The sequence below is a fragment of the Nocardioides sp. BP30 genome (genome assembly GCF_029873215.1).
GTDB lineage: Bacteria > Actinomycetota > Actinomycetes > Propionibacteriales > Nocardioidaceae > Nocardioides.
This window is the reverse complement of the sequence record NZ_CP123620.1, coordinates 1,847,957-1,863,587: the sequence shown is the minus strand read 5'-3', so window position 1 is coordinate 1,863,587 and position 15,631 is coordinate 1,847,957. Positions and strand designations below refer to the sequence as shown.

Here is a 15,631-nt window from a genome sequence, read left to right as displayed (position 1 = left end):
GTGAAGCGCTCCACCAAGAGGAGACTGCGTCAGGGCGTCCTCTACGGCGTCCTGGCCGCGGTCGTCGTCTTTCTCGCGGTCTCGGTCGACTGGCCCAACGTCCGCGCCAACTTCTGGGCGCCCGGCCTCGCCGGCAACTGGCACGACCTCATCGTGACCGGCGTGAAGAACACGGCTGTCTACACGATCATCGCGTTCGCGCTCGGCCTGGCGCTGGCACTGCTGCTCGCCCTGATGAAGATGTCCGACGTCGTGGCCTATCGCTGGCTCGCGACCGGCTACATCGAGCTGTTCCGTGGCCTGCCCGCCCTGGTGACGATCCTGTTCATGGCCTTCGCCGTGCCGATCGCCTTCCACTGGAAGCCGCCTGGCGGCACCGCCGGAGCGGGTGTGGTCGGGCTGGTGCTGGTCGCCGGCGCCTACATGGCCGAGACCCTGCGCGCGGGCCTCCAGGCCGTGCCCAAGGGCCAGGCCGAGGCCGCCCGCTCGCTCGGCATGGGCCCGGTGGCGACGATGGTCCACATCGTGATCCCGCAGGCCTTCCGGATCATCATCCCGCCGCTGACCAACGAGTTCGTGCTGCTGATCAAGGACACCTCGCTGCTCTCGATCGTCGGTGCGACCGTCGGCCAGCGCGAGCTGACCAACGTGATGCGCGACTTCCAGACGTCGGGCAACACCACGGGCACTGCCACCAGCCTCACCCAGGCCGCGTTGCTGTACCTGGTCATCACCCTTCCCCTGACCCGCCTGGTGGCGTGGCAGGAGAAGCGACAGCAGAGGGCTCGGTGAGCACCGTGAGCACGACAGCAACCACCGCGGCGATCCACGTCAGCGACCTGCACAAGAGCTTCGGGGACAACGAGGTGCTCAAGGGGGTCGACTTCCACGTCGACCCCGGCCAGGTCGTGTGCGTGATCGGCCCCTCGGGATCCGGGAAGTCGACGCTGCTGCGCTGCGTCAACCGGCTGGAGGAGCCGAGCAGCGGCCAGATCCTGGTCGAGGGCATCGACATCACCGACCCCGAGACGGACCTGGACAAGGTCCGCACCCGGATCGGGATGGTCTTCCAGCAGTTCAACCTCTTCCCGCACATGACGGTGCTGCAGAACCTGTGCATCGCCCAGCGCACGGCGAAGAGGCGGTCCAAGGCCGAGGCGGTCGAGATCGCCCGGGCCAATCTGGTCAAGGTCGGGTTGGCGGAGAAGGAGTCGGCCTACCCCGCCCACCTCTCCGGCGGCCAGCAGCAGCGGGTGGCGATCGCGCGAGCGCTGTCCATGGACCCGGACATGATGCTCTTCGACGAGCCCACCTCGGCACTCGACCCCGAGCTGGTGGGCGACGTGCTGGCGATCATGAAGCAGCTCGCCTCGGAGGGCATGACGATGATGGTCGTGACCCATGAGATGGGCTTCGCCCGCGAGGTCGGCGACAAGCTCGTCTTCATGGACGGCGGTGTGATCGTCGAGGAGGGCGACCCCCGCGAGGTGCTGGCGGCACCGAGGCACGAGCGCACCAAGGCGTTCCTGTCCAAGGTCCTCTGAGTCGCCGAGCCCGCGTCCGACGTACGACGATGGCCCCAGCCGGATCGGCTGGGGCCATCGTGCTGTGTCAGGCGGGGATCAGCGACTCAGAGGTCGCCACCGAGGTAGGCGGCCTTGACCGAGCCGTCCTTGGCGAGCTCCGCGCCGGTCCCGGACCGGACGATGGAGCCCGTCTCGAGGATGTGCGCGGTGTCGGCCCGCTTGAGCGCCTGAGCGGCGTTCTGCTCGACGAGGAGCACGGTGGTGCCCTGCGCCTTGATCTCGTCGATGATCGAGAAGATCTGCTGGATCAGCTTGGGCGCCAGTCCCATCGAGGGCTCGTCGAGCAGCACCAGCTTGGGCCGCGCCATCAACGCTCGCCCGATCGCCAGCATCTGCTGCTCGCCGCCCGACATGGTGCCGGCGATCTGACCCACTCGCTCCAGCAGGCGCGGGAAGAGCCCGAAGACCCGGTCCACATCCTCCTGGTAGGCCCGGGAGCCGCGGTCCTTGCGGACGTAGGCACCCATGTCCAGGTTCTCCCGGACCGTCATGCCGGGGAAGATCCCACGGCCCTCCGGCGACTGGCTCAGGCCGAGCTTCACCCGTTCGTAGGGCGGCAGGGTGGTGATGTCCTTGCCCTGGAAGACGATCCGACCGGCCCGCACCGAGCGCAACCCCGAGATGGTCTTCATGGTGGTGGTCTTGCCGGCGCCGTTCGCCCCGATCAGGGTGGCGATGGTGCCCTCCTCCACCCCGAAGCTGATGTCGCGGATGGCCTCGATGTGGCCGTAGTTGACGCAGAGACCCTCGACCTCAAGAAGCATCCTCGTCCTCCTCCACACCCAGGTACGCCGCGATCACGGCCGGATTGTCACGGATCTGTGCGGGTGTGCCCTCGGCGATCTTGCGGCCGAACTCCAGCACCACGATCCGGTCGGTGACGCCCATGACCAGTCGCATGTCGTGCTCGATGAGCAGCACGGTGTAGCCCTGGTCGCGCACCTTGCGGATCAGCTCCATCAGCCGTTGCTTCTCGGCCGGGTTGAAGCCGGCGGCCGGCTCGTCGAGGCAGAGCAGCTTCGGCTTGGTCGCCATCGCGCGCGCGATCTCGAGACGGCGCTGATCGCCGTAGGAGAGGTTCGCGGCGAGCTCGTCGGCGCGGCCGTCGACCCCGACGAACTTCAGCAGCTCGCGAGCGGACCGCTCCGCCTCGGCCTCGGTGCGCCGGTGCAGCGGCGTACGGAACAGCGCGTTGAGCAGGCCGACCTTGCTGTGGGCGTCCGCGCCGACCATCACGTTCTCCAGCGCCGTCATCGACTTGAACAGCCGGATGTTCTGGAACGTGCGGGCGATCCCCAGCTTGGTGATGGCGTAGCGCTTCAGCTTGGCCAGCGGCTTGCCGTCGAAGCGGACCTGGCCGCTGGTGGCCTGGTAGACGCCGGTCATCACGTTGAAGCAGGTCGTCTTGCCAGCACCGTTCGGGCCGATCAGCCCGAGGATCTCGCCCTCCTTGATGTCGAAGGTGACCCCGTCGAGCGCCGTGACACCACCGAACTTGATGGTGACGTCGTCGACCTCGAGCAGCGCTCGACGCCGGTCGTCGCCGGCGTGCGTGCCGGCTTGGGTGCCTGCTTGCGTGCCGGTCTGTGCGGTGTTCTCAGACATCGACCGTCTCCCCCTCCAGCTCCTCGATCTCGGCCTCCGCGGCGAGAGCTCTGCGCGTTCGTCGCGGCGGGAAGATCCCCTGCGGGCGCCAGATGGCCAGTGCCATCATCGCCAGGCCGAAGACGAGCATGCGCCAGTCGCTGAAGCCACGGAAACGCTCGGGCAGGTAGGCCACCACGATCGCACCGGCGATCGCACCCCACCGGTTGCCGGCACCGCCGATGATGACGGCGGCCACGAACAGCTCGGAGAGGATGATGACGAACGTGTCGGGGCTGACGAAGCCGTTGCGCGCGGCGTAGATGCCGCCCGACAGGCCGCCGATGCACGCACCGAGCGCGAAGGCCAGGAGCTTGTAGCGGAACGTCGGCACGCCCATGATCTCGGCGGCGTCCTCGTCCTCGCGGGTGGCCTCCCAGGCCCGGCCCACCCGGCTGTCCTTGATCAGCTTGTCGGCGACCAGCACGACCGCCAACGCTGTCAGCATGAGCCAGTAGTACGGGATCGCGTCGAGCACGCCGAACTTCAAGAAGTGGGTCTCGTGACCCACGTCGATGATGTTGGGGAACGTGCCCCACGACAGGTGCGGGATCGAGAACAGACCGCCGTCGGGACCGGGCGGGTTGGGACCGATGCTCGGTGGCGGCGGGATCTGCGAGATGCCCGACGCGGCGCCCAGCCACCCCGTGTTGTGGATGACCAGCCGGATGATCTCGCCGAAGCCCAGCGTCACGATGGCCAGGTAATCGCCGCGGACGCGCAGGGTCGGCGCGCCCAGGAGCACACCGAAGACCATCGTCACGAGGATCGCCATCGGCAGCGCGAGCAGGAAGGGCCAGTGCCAGTGGTACTGCGTCAGGATGCCGACGGTGTAGGCGCCGGTGGCGTAGAAGCCGACGTAGCCGAGGTCAAGCAGGCCGGCGTACCCGATCACGATGTTGAGGCCCACCGCGATCAGCGCGTACGACGCGGCGGTGAACAGCACGCCGCCGAAGTCGCTGCCGGTGGTCGGGATGATCGGCAGGTCCAGCAGCGGGAGCGCGTAGGCGAGGAGCACGCCGAGCACCAACAGGACGATCTTCACGGGCTTCGGCATGCCGCCGAAGAAGGAGCGGATCGCACCGAAGCCCCTGTCCAGGCCGGTGCCGATGCCGGTCCCGATCCCCTTGAGCGCGCTCTGCCCGCTCAGCGCCACGGCGTCGGTTGCCCTGCTCATGCGCGCGCCTTTCCGAGAGCCTCGCCGAGCAGGCCCGAGGGCCGCACCAGCAGGATGAGGACCAGCAGCACGAAGGCGACCACGTCCTTCCACTCGGTGCCCAGGATGGCGGAGCCGTAGTTCTCCGCGACCCCCAGGATGAGACCGCCGAGGAGAGCTCCGCGCAGGTTCCCGATGCCGCCCATGACGGCGGCGGTGAACGCCTTCACGCCGAAGATGAAGCCGGCGTTCTGCCGGGTGGTGCCGACGCGGATCATGTAGAGCGTCGCCGCCGCCCCCGCCATCAGGCCACCGATGAAGAACGTGACCTGGATGATGCGGGTGGAGTTGACGCCCATCAGCGCGGCCGACTCCGGGTCCTGGGCGGTCGCCCGGATGCCCCGGCCGAACCGGGTGTGCCGGACGAACCAGTCGAGCGCGAACATCATCGCCAACGCGGCCACGATCACCAGGAGGTCGACGTCGGTGACGGTGTAGTCACCGATCTTGAGCCAGGAGATGGGGTGCGGGTCGATGGTGACAGGGCTGGCGTAGAGGTCGCGTGCCTTGCCGGGCGAGACGTAGTTGGACAGGTTGTCGTCGAGCCCGAACCAGGCCGCGATCCGGTCCCGCAGACCCATGATCTCGGCCAGGGCGAAGGAGGCGCCGATCGCGGAGATCAGCGCGATCAGCTTGGGCGCGTTCTTCTTGATCAAGGGCCGGTAGGCGACCCGCTCGAGGAGCAGGGCGACGAGGCCGGAGAGCAGCATGGCTGCGATCAGCGCGAGGATCAGGATCGGTGCGGCGGCCCACAGGCTCTCGGTGGTCGAGCCGGTGCCGTGCACGAGGACGACGATCCATGCCACGGCGAAGGTGCCGTACATGAAGACCTCGGAGTGCGCGAAGTTGATCAGCTGCAGGACGCCGTACACGAGGGTGTACCCGAGGGCGACCAGGGCGTAGATGGATCCGAGCGCCAGACCGGTGATGGTCAGCTCGAAGAAGTGGTGGATCAGGAAGTCCAAGGCTCTCCCTCCGAAGGCGTGGCTGCGGCCGAGGGTCTCTCGGCCGCAGCCACGCTCGTGGTCAAACGGTGACGGGTGCTGTCAGTCGCTTGTCGATCAGAGATGAGCCGTCACTTGATGGCGGTCGGGTTGGCGGTGTCGAGCTTGCCGTTCTTGACCATGTAGGCGTAGATGGTCGACTGCTTGATGTCGCCCTTGTCGTCGAAGGCGATCGGGCCGCTGACGCCGGTGCCGGTGAAGCTGTTGACGAAGTCGTTCATCGAGGAACGGTCCTTGCCGGCGTCGATGCCCGCGAGGAACACGTTGGCCGCGTCGTACGCCTGGGTGGAGTACAGACCGGCCGGCGAGCCGTTCGTCTTCTGGTAGTCGGCGCTGAACGAGGCCGGCGCCGGGCCGGCCGGAGCCGACAGCACAGCACCCTCGGCGGCCTGAGCGCCGGCGGCCTTGACGAACGCCGGGTCCTCGGAGCCGTCGCCGGACATGAACAGACCCTTCCAGCCCGCCTGGCGCAGCTGCTTGACCAGCAGGCCGGCCTCCGGGTAGTAGCCACCGTAGAAGATCGCGTCGGCACCCGACGCCTTCACCTTGGTGACGGTCGCGGAGAAGTCGGTCTGACCGGTCTGGACCTCATCGGTGCCGATCTTGTTCTTCACGCCCTGGGCCACGACGGTGGCCAGGCCCTTGCCGTAGTCCGAGCCGTCGTCGATGACGTAGACCTTCTTGTCGGCCAGGTACTTGGCGTCGGCGGCGCCCTGGGCGGCGTCGTTGCCGATGACCCGGTGCCAGGTCTTCCAGCCCTTCTGGGTGATGGTGACGTTGGTCGCCGAGGCGGAGATCGAGGTCAGGCCGGCCTGGGAGAACGTGTCGCCGGTCGCGAGGGACTCACCCGAGAAGCCCGGACCGACCAGGCCGACGATCGACTGGTCGCTGACGATCTGGCTGGCGAGCGGCGGCGCCTTCGACGGGTCACCCTGGGAGTCGAAGTCCTTCAGGTTGACAGTGCAGTCCTTGTGCTTGGCGTTGTACTCCGCGAGCGCGAGCTTGATGCCGCCGACCATGTTGAGGCCGAGCGCGGCGCTGTCGCCGGTCTCGGCGCCGAGGAAGGCGATGTTGTAGTGACCGCACGAGCCGCTACCGGACGAGCTGGAGTCGCTGCCGGCGTTGCTGCTGTTGTTGCCACCGGTGGTGCCGCAGGCGCTGAGGGCGAGCGCGGCGATACCGGCCAGCGCGAACGCGCGCACGGTCTTCTTGGTTCCCGTCATGGGTGAGTCCTCCACTGTTTCACTGGACGTGATCGGGCGAATCTACCCACAGCGGAGCCCCGCTTGCGACCCAAGTCACACAATCGGGTCATTACGAGGCCGAAGCGTTACCTGAACGTCACATAAGAAAGGCCGCGGCCCGGGCGGGGTTACTCCACCGCAGCATCGCCGGCCGAAGCGCGCGGGCCGTGCTCGATGACGCCCTCGGCGACCTGCCGCATCGAGAGCCGCAGGTCCATCGCCGTCTTCTGGATCCAGCGGAAGGATTCCGGCTCGCTGAGGCGCAGCTCCTGCTGGAGGACGCTCTTGGCGCGGTCGACCAGCTTGCGCGTCTCCAGCCGCTCGGTCAGGCCTGCCACCTCCGCCTCGAGCTGGGCCAGCTCCTGGAAGCGGCTGACCGCCAGCTCGATCGCCGGGACCAGGTCACTGGGGTTGAACGGCTTGACCAGGTAGGCCATCGCGCCGGCGTCGCGGGCACGCTCGACCAGGTCGCGCTGGGAGAAGGCGGTCAGCATCACCACCGGGGCGATCCGCTGCCGTGCCACCTGCTCGGCGGCCGCGATGCCGTCCAGGACCGGCATCTTCACGTCCAGGATGACCAGGTCGGGTCGCAGCTCCTGGGCCAGCCGGATCGCCTCCTGGCCGTCGCCGGCCTCGCCGACGACGTCGTACCCCTCGTCGGTGAGCATCTCTTTGAGGTCCATCCTGATCAGGACCTCGTCCTCGGCGATGACGACGCGGCGGGGTGTGCTCGGGCTCTGGGTCACGGCGAAAGATTAGCGGGGGCTCCCTGACTCGGTCCCGCTGATGCTGTTCCGGTAGGTTGTGCCTGCCGGCCGGGTTGGTGGAATCGGCAGACACGGCGCTCTCAAAAAGCGTTGCCCACAAGGCATGCGGGTTCAAGTCCCGCACCCGGCACAGACTGTCACTGGTCGCTGCGACAGTGGGGCCCATGCCTCACGTTCGGTCCCTCGAGACGGTGGAGGGCGCCCCCGCGCCTCTACACCGTGTCGGCGGTCGGCCACCTACGCGACTCGTCCCCGGGGGCCGTGATCACGACGGTGTCGTGGGAGACGATCAGCGTGTCGCGTCGTACCGACGTGGCACGACTCGACACGCTGATCGGTCTGAAGCGCTGATCAGTTTCGCCGGTACGCCGGCGCGACCTCGTTGATCGCGTCGCCGATGCGGTGGATCCGCAGCGCGTTGGTGGAGCCGGGGATCCCCGGCGGCGAGCCGGCGATGATGACCACCAGGTCACCCTCGGCCACGCGGCCGATCTCGAGCAGCTGCTCGTCGACCTGGCGCACCATCTCGTCGGTGTGCTCGACCTCGGCGGTCTTGAAGGTCTCCACGCCCCAGCTCAGCGCCAGCTGCGAGCGCACGGAGGGGAACGGCGTGAAGGCCATCAGCGGGATCGGACCACGCAGGCGCGCCAGACGCCGCGCGGAGTCACCGGAGGTGGTGAAGGCGACCAGGAACTTCGCACCGACGCGCTCGGCGACCTCCTCGGCGGCCTTGGCGATGACGCCCGAACGGGTGTGCGGGTCCCAGCTGATCTGGGAGAGGTGGCCGACCCCGGAGCCACCGGCCGCGAAGGCGTGGCCCTCGGTCGCGGAGATGATGCGGGCCATCGTCTCCACGGTGTGGATCGGGTACTCCCCCACGCTGGTCTCGGCCGAGAGCATCACCGCATCGGCGCCGTCGAGCACCGCGTTCGCGACGTCGTTGGCCTCGGCCCGGGTCGGCTGCGGGTTCGCGACCATCGAGTCGAGCATCTGGGTGGCGACGATGACAGGCTTGGCGTTGAGGCGCGCCTTCTCCACGATCCGCTTCTGCAGGAAGGGCACCTCCTCCAGCGGGCACTCCACACCCAGGTCGCCGCGGGCGACCATGAACATGTCGAAGGCGTCGATGACCTCGTCGAGGTTGTCGACCGCCTGCGGCTTCTCGATCTTGGCGATGATCGGGACCATCCGGCCGACCTCGCGCATGATCTCGCGCACGTCCTCGGCGTCCTTGGCGTTGCGCACGAAGCTCAGCGCGACCATGTCGACGCCGAGCTCGAGGGCGAACTTCAGGTCCTCGATGTCCTTCTCGCTCAACGCGGGCACCGAGACGGCCACGCCGGGCAGGTTGATGCCCTTGTGGTTGCTCACCGGGCCGCCGACGAGGACCTCGGTGATCACGTCGGTGCCGTTCTCCACCGCCGTGACGCGCAGGCGCACCTTGCCATCGTCGATCAGCAGCGGGTCGCCGACGCTGACGTCGCCGGTCAAGCCCTTGTACGTCGTCCCGCAGATCGTCTCGTCACCCTCGACATCGCGGGTGGTGATGGTCCAGGTCTGCCCACGGCGCAGCGTGACAGGCCCGTTCGCGAACGTCTCCAGACGGATCTTGGGGCCCTGGAGGTCGGCGAAGATGCCCACGCCGCGGCCGCTGGAGTCGGCCGCCTCGCGCACCATCCGGTAGCGCTCGGCGTGCTCCTCCTGCGAACCGTGGCTCATATTGAGCCGGGCAACGTCCATCCCCGCATAGACCAACTCACGGATCCGGCGCTCGGTCCCGACGGCCGGCCCCAAGGTACATACGATCTTCGCTCGCCTCACGAGGTAGAGCCTAGCGGGAATGGATCGTTCCAATGAGATCCGGGCCACTGACTGTCAGGTAACAAGAGGCGAACAGGCGCAGTCCCACGCGACTGAGCGTGGTCCTGCGCCTGTTCGGGGCCTGTGGTCTCAGACCATCAGCGGCCTGTCCGTGGGCTTGATCGGCGCCGGCAGCGTCGTCGAGCCGGTCAGGTAGGCGTCGACCGCCGCCGCGGCGGCCCGGCCCTCGGCGATCGCCCACACGATGAGCGACTGGCCGCGACCGGCGTCGCCGGCGACGTACACGCCCTCGACCGAGGTCTTGAACGAGCTGTCGCGCGCGATGTTGCCGCGGGCGTCCAGCTCGACCCCCAGCTGCTCGACCAGGCCGGGCTGCTCGGGCCCGGTGAAGCCCATCGCGAAGAGCACCAGGTCGGCGAGGATCTCGCGCTCGGTCCCCTCGACCTCGGTGAGCCTGCCGCCCTCGAAGACGACGTCGACCAGCTTCAGCGCCCGGATGTTGCCGTCGGCGTCGCCGAGGAACTCCTTGGTGGAGACGCCGTAGACCCGGTCGCCGCCCTCCTCGTGCGCCGAGGAGACCCGGAAGATCATCGGGTACGTCGGCCACGGCTGGCCGGTGGGACGGTCGTCGTAGCGACCGCTGGAGTCGGCCGGCCGGGGCATGATCTCCAGCTGGGTGATCGACTTGGCGCCCTGACGGATCGAGGTGCCCAGGCAGTCGGCTCCGGTGTCGCCGCCGCCGATGATCACCACGTGCTTGCCGTCGGCCCGGATCTGACCCTCGACGCTCTCCCCCAGCGCGACCCGGTTCGCCTGCGGCAGGAACTCCATCGCCTGGTGGATGCCGGCCAGCTCCCGGCCGGGGACCGGCAGGTCGCGCGCCACGGTCGAGCCGACCGCCAGGACGACGGCGTCGTAGCGATCCCGCAGCTGGTCGCCGGTGATCGACGTACCGACCTCGACACCGGCGCGGAACACGGTGCCCTCCCGGCGCATCTGCTCCAGGCGGCGGTCGACGTGCTTCTTCTCCATCTTGAACTCGGGGATCCCGTAGCGCAGCAGGCCGCCGATCTTGTCGGCGCGCTCGTAGACCGCCACGGTGTGGCCGGCCCGGGTGAGCTGCTGGGCGGCGGCCAGACCGGCCGGACCCGAGCCGATCACCGCGACCGTCTTGCCCGAGAGCCACTCCGGGGGCTGGGGCTTGACGTTGCGGTCCTCCCAGGCCCGGTCGATGATCGAGACCTCGATGTTCTTGATCGTCACCGGGTCCTGGTTGATGCCCAGCACGCAGGCCGTCTCGCACGGGGCCGGGCAGAGCCGGCCGGTGAACTCCGGGAAGTTGTTGGTCGCGTGCAGCCGCTCGATCGCGGCATCCCAGTCGTCGCGCCAGACCAGGTCGTTCCACTCCGGGATGATGTTGCCCAGCGGGCAGCCCTGGTGGCAGAACGGGATGCCGCAGTCCATGCAGCGGCTGGCCTGGGTGGTGATGATCGGGAGCAGCGCCTTGCCGATGCCGCCCGGATAGACCTCGTTCCAGTCCCCGATGCGCTCCTCGACGGGCCGACGGCTCGCCACCTCGCGACCGGTCTTCAAGAACCCCTTCGGGTCAGCCATGCAGCACCTCCATGATCCGGGCCGCAGCCTCGTCCTCGGAGAGACCCTCCTCGAGGGCCTCCTCCTGGGCCTCGAGGACCCGCTTGTAGTCACTGGGCATGATCCGGGTGAACCGGGTCAGCGCCGTCGGCCAGTCGGCGAGCAGCGCCGCCGCTACCTCGGAGCCGGTCTCCTCGTGGTGGGTGCGGACGATCTGCTCGAGCTCCTCGGCGAACCTGCCCTCGACGGCCGCGAACTCGACGAGCTCGGGGTTGACCCGCTGCTCCTTCAGGTCGAGCACGTAGGCGACGCCGCCCGACATGCCGGCCGCGAAGTTGCGACCGGTGGGACCGAGCACGGCGACGCGGCCGCCGGTCATGTACTCGCAGCCGTGGTCGCCCACTCCCTCGGTGACGACGGTGGCACCGGAGTTGCGCACGCAGCACCGCTCACCGACGCCGCCGCGCAGGAAGATCTGGCCCGAGGTGGCGCCGTACGCGATGGTGTTGCCGCCGATGATGTGCTTCTCGGGCGGGAAGGTCGCGGCCCGGTCCGGCCGGATCACGATCCGGCCGCCGGAGAGACCCTTGCCGATGTAGTCGTTGCCGTCGCCCTCGAGCCGCAGGGTCACACCGCGCGGCAGGAAGGCACCGAACGACTGGCCGGCCGAGCCGGTGAAGGTGATGTCGATCGTGCCGTCCGGCAGCCCCGCACCCTGGTAGCGCTTGGTCACCTCGTGACCGAGCAGGGTGCCGACGGTGCGGTTGACGTTGCGGATCGGCAGCTGCGCGCGGACCGGCTCACCGCTCTCGAGCGCCGGCTTGGCCAGCGGGACGAGCGTGGTGTAGTCGAGCGAGCGCTCGATGCCGTGGTCCTGGGTCTTGGTGTGACGCAGGTCCTGGTCGGCGAACTGGTCGGGCGAGGTCACCACGTGGAAGATCGGCGCCAGGTCCAGACCCTCGGCCTTCCAGTGGTCGACCGCGTCGCGGGTGTCGAGGACGCCTGCCTGGCCCACCGCCTCCTCGATCGAGCGGAAGCCCAGCTCGGCGAGGATCTCGCGCACCTCCTCGGCGATGTAGCGGAAGAAGTTCACGACGTACTCGGCCTTGCCGTTGAAGCGCTCGCGCAGCACCGGGTTCTGGGTGGCGACGCCCACCGGGCAGGTGTCGAGGTGGCAGACCCGCATCAGGATGCAGCCGCTGACCACCAGCGGCGCGGTGGCGAAGCCGAACTCCTCGGCTCCGAGCAGGGCCGCGACGACCACGTCACGTCCGGTCTTGAGCTGGCCGTCGGTCTGCACCACGATGCGGTCGCGCAGGCCGTTGAGCAGCAGGGTCTGCTGGGCCTCGGCGAGGCCGAGCTCCCAGGGGCCGCCGGCATGCTTGAGCGAGGTCAGTGGCGAGGCGCCGGTGCCGCCGTCGTGGCCCGAGATCAGGACCACGTCGGCATGCGCCTTGGACACGCCCGCGGCGACGGTGCCGACGCCGACCTCGGCGACCAGCTTCACGTGCACCCGAGCCGCCGGGTTGGCGTTCTTCAGGTCGTGGATCAGCTGGGCCAGGTCCTCGATCGAGTAGATGTCGTGGTGCGGCGGCGGGCTGATCAGGCCGACGCCCGGCGTCGAGTGCCGGGTCTTGGCCACCCACGGGTAGACCTTGTGGCCGGGCAGCTGACCGCCCTCCCCGGGCTTGGCACCCTGGGCCATCTTGATCTGGATGTCGTCGGCGTTGGTGAGGTACTCGCTGGTGACGCCGAACCGACCGGAGGCGACCTGCTTGATCGCCGAGCGGCGTGCGGGGTCGTGCAGTCGCTCCGGGTCCTCGCCGCCCTCGCCGGTGTTCGACTTGGCGCCGAGCATGTTCATCGCGATCGCGAGGGTCTCGTGCGCCTCCTTGGAGATCGAGCCGTAGGACATCGCCCCGGTCGAGAACCGCTTGACGATCGACTCGACCGGCTCGACCTCGTCGATGCTGATCGGCTGGCGACCGGTCGCGGCGGCGTCCTTGAACTTGAACAGGCCACGCAGCGTCATCAGCCGCTCGGACTGCTCGTCCACCCGCTGGGTGTACTGCTTGAAGATGTCGTAGCGGCCCTGGCGGGTGGCGTGCTGGAGCCGGAAGACGGTCTCCGGGTCGAAGAGGTGCGGCTCGCCCTCGCGGCGCCACTGGTACTCGCCGCCGATCGGAAGCTCGCGGTGCGCCGGCGCCACCCCGTCACGGGGGTAGGCGGTCGCGTGCCGCTTGGCGACCTCCTCGGCGATGACGTCGAGCTCGATGCCGCCGAGCTTGGAGGTGGTGCCGGTGAAGTACTTGTCGACCACTGCCTGGGAGAGCCCGACGGCCTCGAAGATCTGGGCGCCCGTGTACGAGGCCAGCGTGCTGACGCCCATCTTGGACATCACCTTCAGCACGCCCTTGCCGAGCGCCTTGATCAGGTTCGCGACGGCCTTCTCCGGGTCGTTCTTGACGAAGAAGCCCTCGTAGGCCAGGTCCTCGACCGACTCCATCGCCAGGTAGGGGTTGACCGCCGCGGCGCCGTACCCGACCAGGAGGGCCACGTGGTGGACCTCGCGGACGTCGCCGGCCTCGACCAGCAGGCCGACCTGGGTGCGGGTCTTCTCCCGGACGAGGTGGTGGTGGACGGCACCGGTGAGCAGCAGGGACGGGATCGGGGCCAGATCGGCCGTCGAGTGCCGGTCCGAGAGCACGATGATGCGCGCACCCTCGGCGATGGCCCGGCTGACCTCGGCGCAGATCTCCTCGAGCCGCGCCGCCATCGCGGTACCGCCGCCCTCGACGTCGTACAGGCCGCGGACCACGTGGGTGATGAAGCCCGGCATGTCGCCGTCGCGGTTGATGTGCCGGATCTTGGTCAGGTCGTCGTTGGAGATGACCGGGAAGGGCAGCACGACCTGGCGGCACGAGCGCGGGCTGGGGTCGAGCAGGTTGGCCTCGGGACCGATGGTGCTCTTGAGGCTGGTGACGAGCTCCTCGCGGATGGCGTCCAACGGCGGGTTGGTGACCTGCGCGAAGAGCTGGCTGAAGTACTCGAACAGCAGCCGCGGCTTGGCCGACAGCGCCGCGATCGGGCTGTCGGTGCCCATCGAGCCGATCGGCTCCGCACCGGTGTTGGCCATCGGAGCCAGCAGCACGCGCAGCTCCTCCTCGGTGTAGCCGAACACCTGCTGGCGCCGCGTCACCGAGGCATGCGTGTGCACCACGTGCTCGCGCTCGGGGATGTCCTCGAGCTTGATCTGGCCGGCGTGCAGCCACTCGTCGTAGGGGTGCTCGGCCGCGAGGTCACCCTTGATCTCGTCGTCCTCGATGATGCGGTGCTCGTCGGTGTCGACCAGGAACATCCGACCCGGCTGCATGCGGCCCTTGCGGACCACCGTGGCGGGGTCGATGTGGTCCAGCACGCCGGCCTCGGAGGCGTAGACGACCAGGCCGTCCTCGGTCACCCAGTAGCGACCCGGGCGCAGCCCGTTGCGGTCCAGTACGGCGCCGACCTGCGTGCCGTCGGTGAACACCACGTTGGCGGGGCCGTCCCATGGCTCCATCAGCGTGGAGTGGAACTCGTAGAACGACTTGCGCTTAGCGTCCATCTCGGCGTGGTTCTCCCACGCCTCCGGGATCATCATCAGGACCGCGTGGGGCAGGCTGCGGCCACCCAGGTGCAGCAGCTCGAGCACCTCGTCGAAGCTGGCCGAGTCCGAGGCGCCGGGCGTGCAGATCGGGTAGAGCCGCTCCAGGTCGCCAGGGATGAGGTCGGAGCCGAGCAGCGCCTCGCGGGCCCGCATCCAGTTGCGGTTGCCCATCACGGTGTTGATCTCGCCGTTGTGCGCGATGTAGCGGAACGGGTGGCTCAGCGGCCAGCTGGGGAAGGTGTTGGTCGAGAAGCGGGAGTGGACCACCGCGATCGCCGACTTCATCCGCGCGTCGTGCAGGTCCGGGAAGACCTCGCCGAGCTGGCTGGTCGTGAGCATGCCCTTGTAGACCAGCGTGCGGCCCGAGAGCGAGGGGAAGTAGACGTCGGTCTCGCGCTCCGCGCGCTTGCGCAGGCAGAACGCCTGCCGCTCCAGCGCCATGCCTGTGACGTGGCCGCCCTTGGCCTGGACGAAGAGCTGGCTGAAGGTCGGCATCACCGCGAGGGCGGTGGCGCCGAGGCTGTCGGGGTTGACCGGGACCTCGCGCCATCCGAGGACCTCGAGCCCCTCCTCCGCGGCCAGGTGCTCGATCTGCTCGCGACACTTGGCCACGTGCTCGGCGTCGCCGGGCAGGAACGCGGTGCCGACGGCGTAGGCGCCGGCGCCCGGGAGCGAGAAGCCGGCCTCGGTCGCCACCGCCCGCAGGAACTCGTCGGGGACCTGGAGCAGGATGCCGGCGCCGTCGCCGGAGTTGGTCTCGGCGCCGGCGGCACCACGGTGGTCGAGGTTGACCAGGGCGGTGATGCCCTGCTCGACGATCTCGTGGGTCGCCTCACCGGTCAGGGTCGCGACGAAGGCGACGCCACAGGCGTCCTTCTCGAAGCGCGGGTCGTACAGCCCTTGCGGGGTGGGGAATGAGTGCTCGTACGGCACCAGGTTCTCCCGTCGTTGTCGGAGCGCCAGCGCGTCCCGGCTCCTCGGTGAGGAGTCGACAGGTGCGCGCACCTTGCTGTGTCGGCAATGGCAGGTGGTTGTGCAGGGGACGGCATTGGCCCGCGCGATGGCCAAACGTTACCACCTTGTAACGGCGGCTGTCCCCCGAGATGACCC

Annotated in this window: 11 protein-coding genes and 1 tRNA gene; 3 read left to right on the top strand and 9 right to left on the bottom strand. The window is 68.9% G+C overall.

Annotated elements, in window-relative coordinates; all coding sequences use genetic code 11:
* Both P5P86_RS08775 and P5P86_RS08770 read left to right on the top strand, forming a co-directional pair.
* On the top strand, positions 1-792 hold the full coding sequence (locus P5P86_RS08775) for an amino acid ABC transporter permease (protein WP_280610936.1): 792 nt from the start codon (positions 1-3) through the stop codon (positions 790-792).
* Between the two features lie 5 nt (positions 793-797).
* The gene (locus P5P86_RS08770) at positions 798-1,544 is read left to right on the top strand and encodes an amino acid ABC transporter ATP-binding protein (RefSeq protein WP_280610935.1); all 747 of its coding nucleotides are present in this window, start codon (positions 798-800) and stop codon (positions 1,542-1,544) included.
* A gap of 86 nt (positions 1,545-1,630) precedes the next feature.
* On the opposite strand, the gene P5P86_RS08765 is transcribed toward P5P86_RS08770, so the two are convergent.
* The 6 genes from P5P86_RS08765 to P5P86_RS08740 form a co-directional block, all read right to left on the bottom strand.
* Positions 1,631-2,350 carry an ABC transporter ATP-binding protein gene (locus P5P86_RS08765; protein WP_280610934.1) on the bottom strand — a complete coding sequence of 240 codons (720 nt, stop codon included), beginning with the start codon at positions 2,348-2,350 and terminating at the stop codon, positions 1,631-1,633.
* Positions 2,340-3,191 (bottom strand): ABC transporter ATP-binding protein, encoded by an 852-nt coding sequence (locus P5P86_RS08760; protein ID WP_280610933.1) that lies wholly within the window; start codon positions 3,189-3,191, stop codon positions 2,340-2,342. Before P5P86_RS08760 ends, P5P86_RS08765 begins: the two co-directional genes overlap by 11 nt.
* Positions 3,184-4,407, bottom strand: a complete 1,224-nt coding sequence (locus tag P5P86_RS08755) for a branched-chain amino acid ABC transporter permease (RefSeq protein ID WP_280610932.1) — start codon at positions 4,405-4,407, stop codon at positions 3,184-3,186. The genes P5P86_RS08760 and P5P86_RS08755 overlap by 8 nt, the downstream gene beginning before the upstream one ends.
* Entirely contained in the window at positions 4,404-5,411 is a 1,008-nt protein-coding gene (locus P5P86_RS08750) for a branched-chain amino acid ABC transporter permease (RefSeq protein WP_280610931.1), read from the bottom strand. Before P5P86_RS08750 ends, P5P86_RS08755 begins: the two co-directional genes overlap by 4 nt.
* Positions 5,412-5,521: 110 nt before the next feature.
* On the bottom strand, positions 5,522-6,673 hold the full coding sequence (locus tag P5P86_RS08745) for a branched-chain amino acid ABC transporter substrate-binding protein (RefSeq protein WP_280610930.1): 1,152 nt from the start codon (positions 6,671-6,673) through the stop codon (positions 5,522-5,524).
* Positions 6,674-6,822: 149 nt separating this feature from the next.
* Positions 6,823-7,377: an ANTAR domain-containing response regulator gene (locus tag P5P86_RS08740; protein ID WP_280611235.1), complete on the bottom strand. Its 555-nt coding sequence runs from the start codon at positions 7,375-7,377 to the stop codon at positions 6,823-6,825.
* 131 nt (positions 7,378-7,508) lie between these two features.
* Here P5P86_RS08740 and P5P86_RS08735 point away from each other — a divergent pair.
* Positions 7,509-7,591 (top strand) — tRNA-Leu (locus P5P86_RS08735).
* Between the two features lie 221 nt (positions 7,592-7,812).
* Here the strand turns inward: P5P86_RS08735 and pyk are convergent.
* From pyk to gltB, 3 genes are all read right to left on the bottom strand, one after another.
* Positions 7,813-9,282 carry a pyruvate kinase gene (pyk, locus tag P5P86_RS08730; RefSeq protein WP_280610929.1) on the bottom strand — a complete coding sequence of 490 codons (1,470 nt, stop codon included), beginning with the start codon at positions 9,280-9,282 and terminating at the stop codon, positions 7,813-7,815.
* A gap of 129 nt (positions 9,283-9,411) precedes the next feature.
* The gene (locus P5P86_RS08725; protein WP_280610928.1) at positions 9,412-10,896 is read right to left on the bottom strand and encodes a glutamate synthase subunit beta; all 1,485 of its coding nucleotides are present in this window, start codon (positions 10,894-10,896) and stop codon (positions 9,412-9,414) included.
* The gene (gene gltB, locus P5P86_RS08720) at positions 10,889-15,454 is read right to left on the bottom strand and encodes a glutamate synthase large subunit (RefSeq protein WP_280610927.1); all 4,566 of its coding nucleotides are present in this window, start codon (positions 15,452-15,454) and stop codon (positions 10,889-10,891) included. The genes P5P86_RS08725 and gltB overlap by 8 nt, the downstream gene beginning before the upstream one ends.
* Between the last annotated feature and the right edge of the window lie 177 nt (positions 15,455-15,631).

What these genes read in the sequence shown, in the direction of transcription:
- P5P86_RS08765 (WP_280610934.1), bottom strand. Translation starts at nt 2,350, where the DNA reads ATGCTTCTTGAGGTCGAGGGTCTCTGCGTCAACTACGGCCACATCGAG.
- P5P86_RS08760 (WP_280610933.1), bottom strand. Translation starts at nt 3,191, where the DNA reads ATGTCTGAGAACACCGCACAGACCGGCACGCAAGCAGGCACCCAAGCC.
- P5P86_RS08755 (WP_280610932.1), bottom strand. Translation starts at nt 4,407, where the DNA reads ATGAGCAGGGCAACCGACGCCGTGGCGCTGAGCGGGCAGAGCGCGCTC.
- P5P86_RS08745 (WP_280610930.1), bottom strand. Translation starts at nt 6,673, where the DNA reads ATGACGGGAACCAAGAAGACCGTGCGCGCGTTCGCGCTGGCCGGTATC.
- P5P86_RS08740 (WP_280611235.1), bottom strand. Translation starts at nt 7,377, where the DNA reads ATGGACCTCAAAGAGATGCTCACCGACGAGGGGTACGACGTCGTCGGC.
- P5P86_RS08725 (WP_280610928.1), bottom strand. Translation starts at nt 10,896, where the DNA reads ATGGCTGACCCGAAGGGGTTCTTGAAGACCGGTCGCGAGGTGGCGAGC.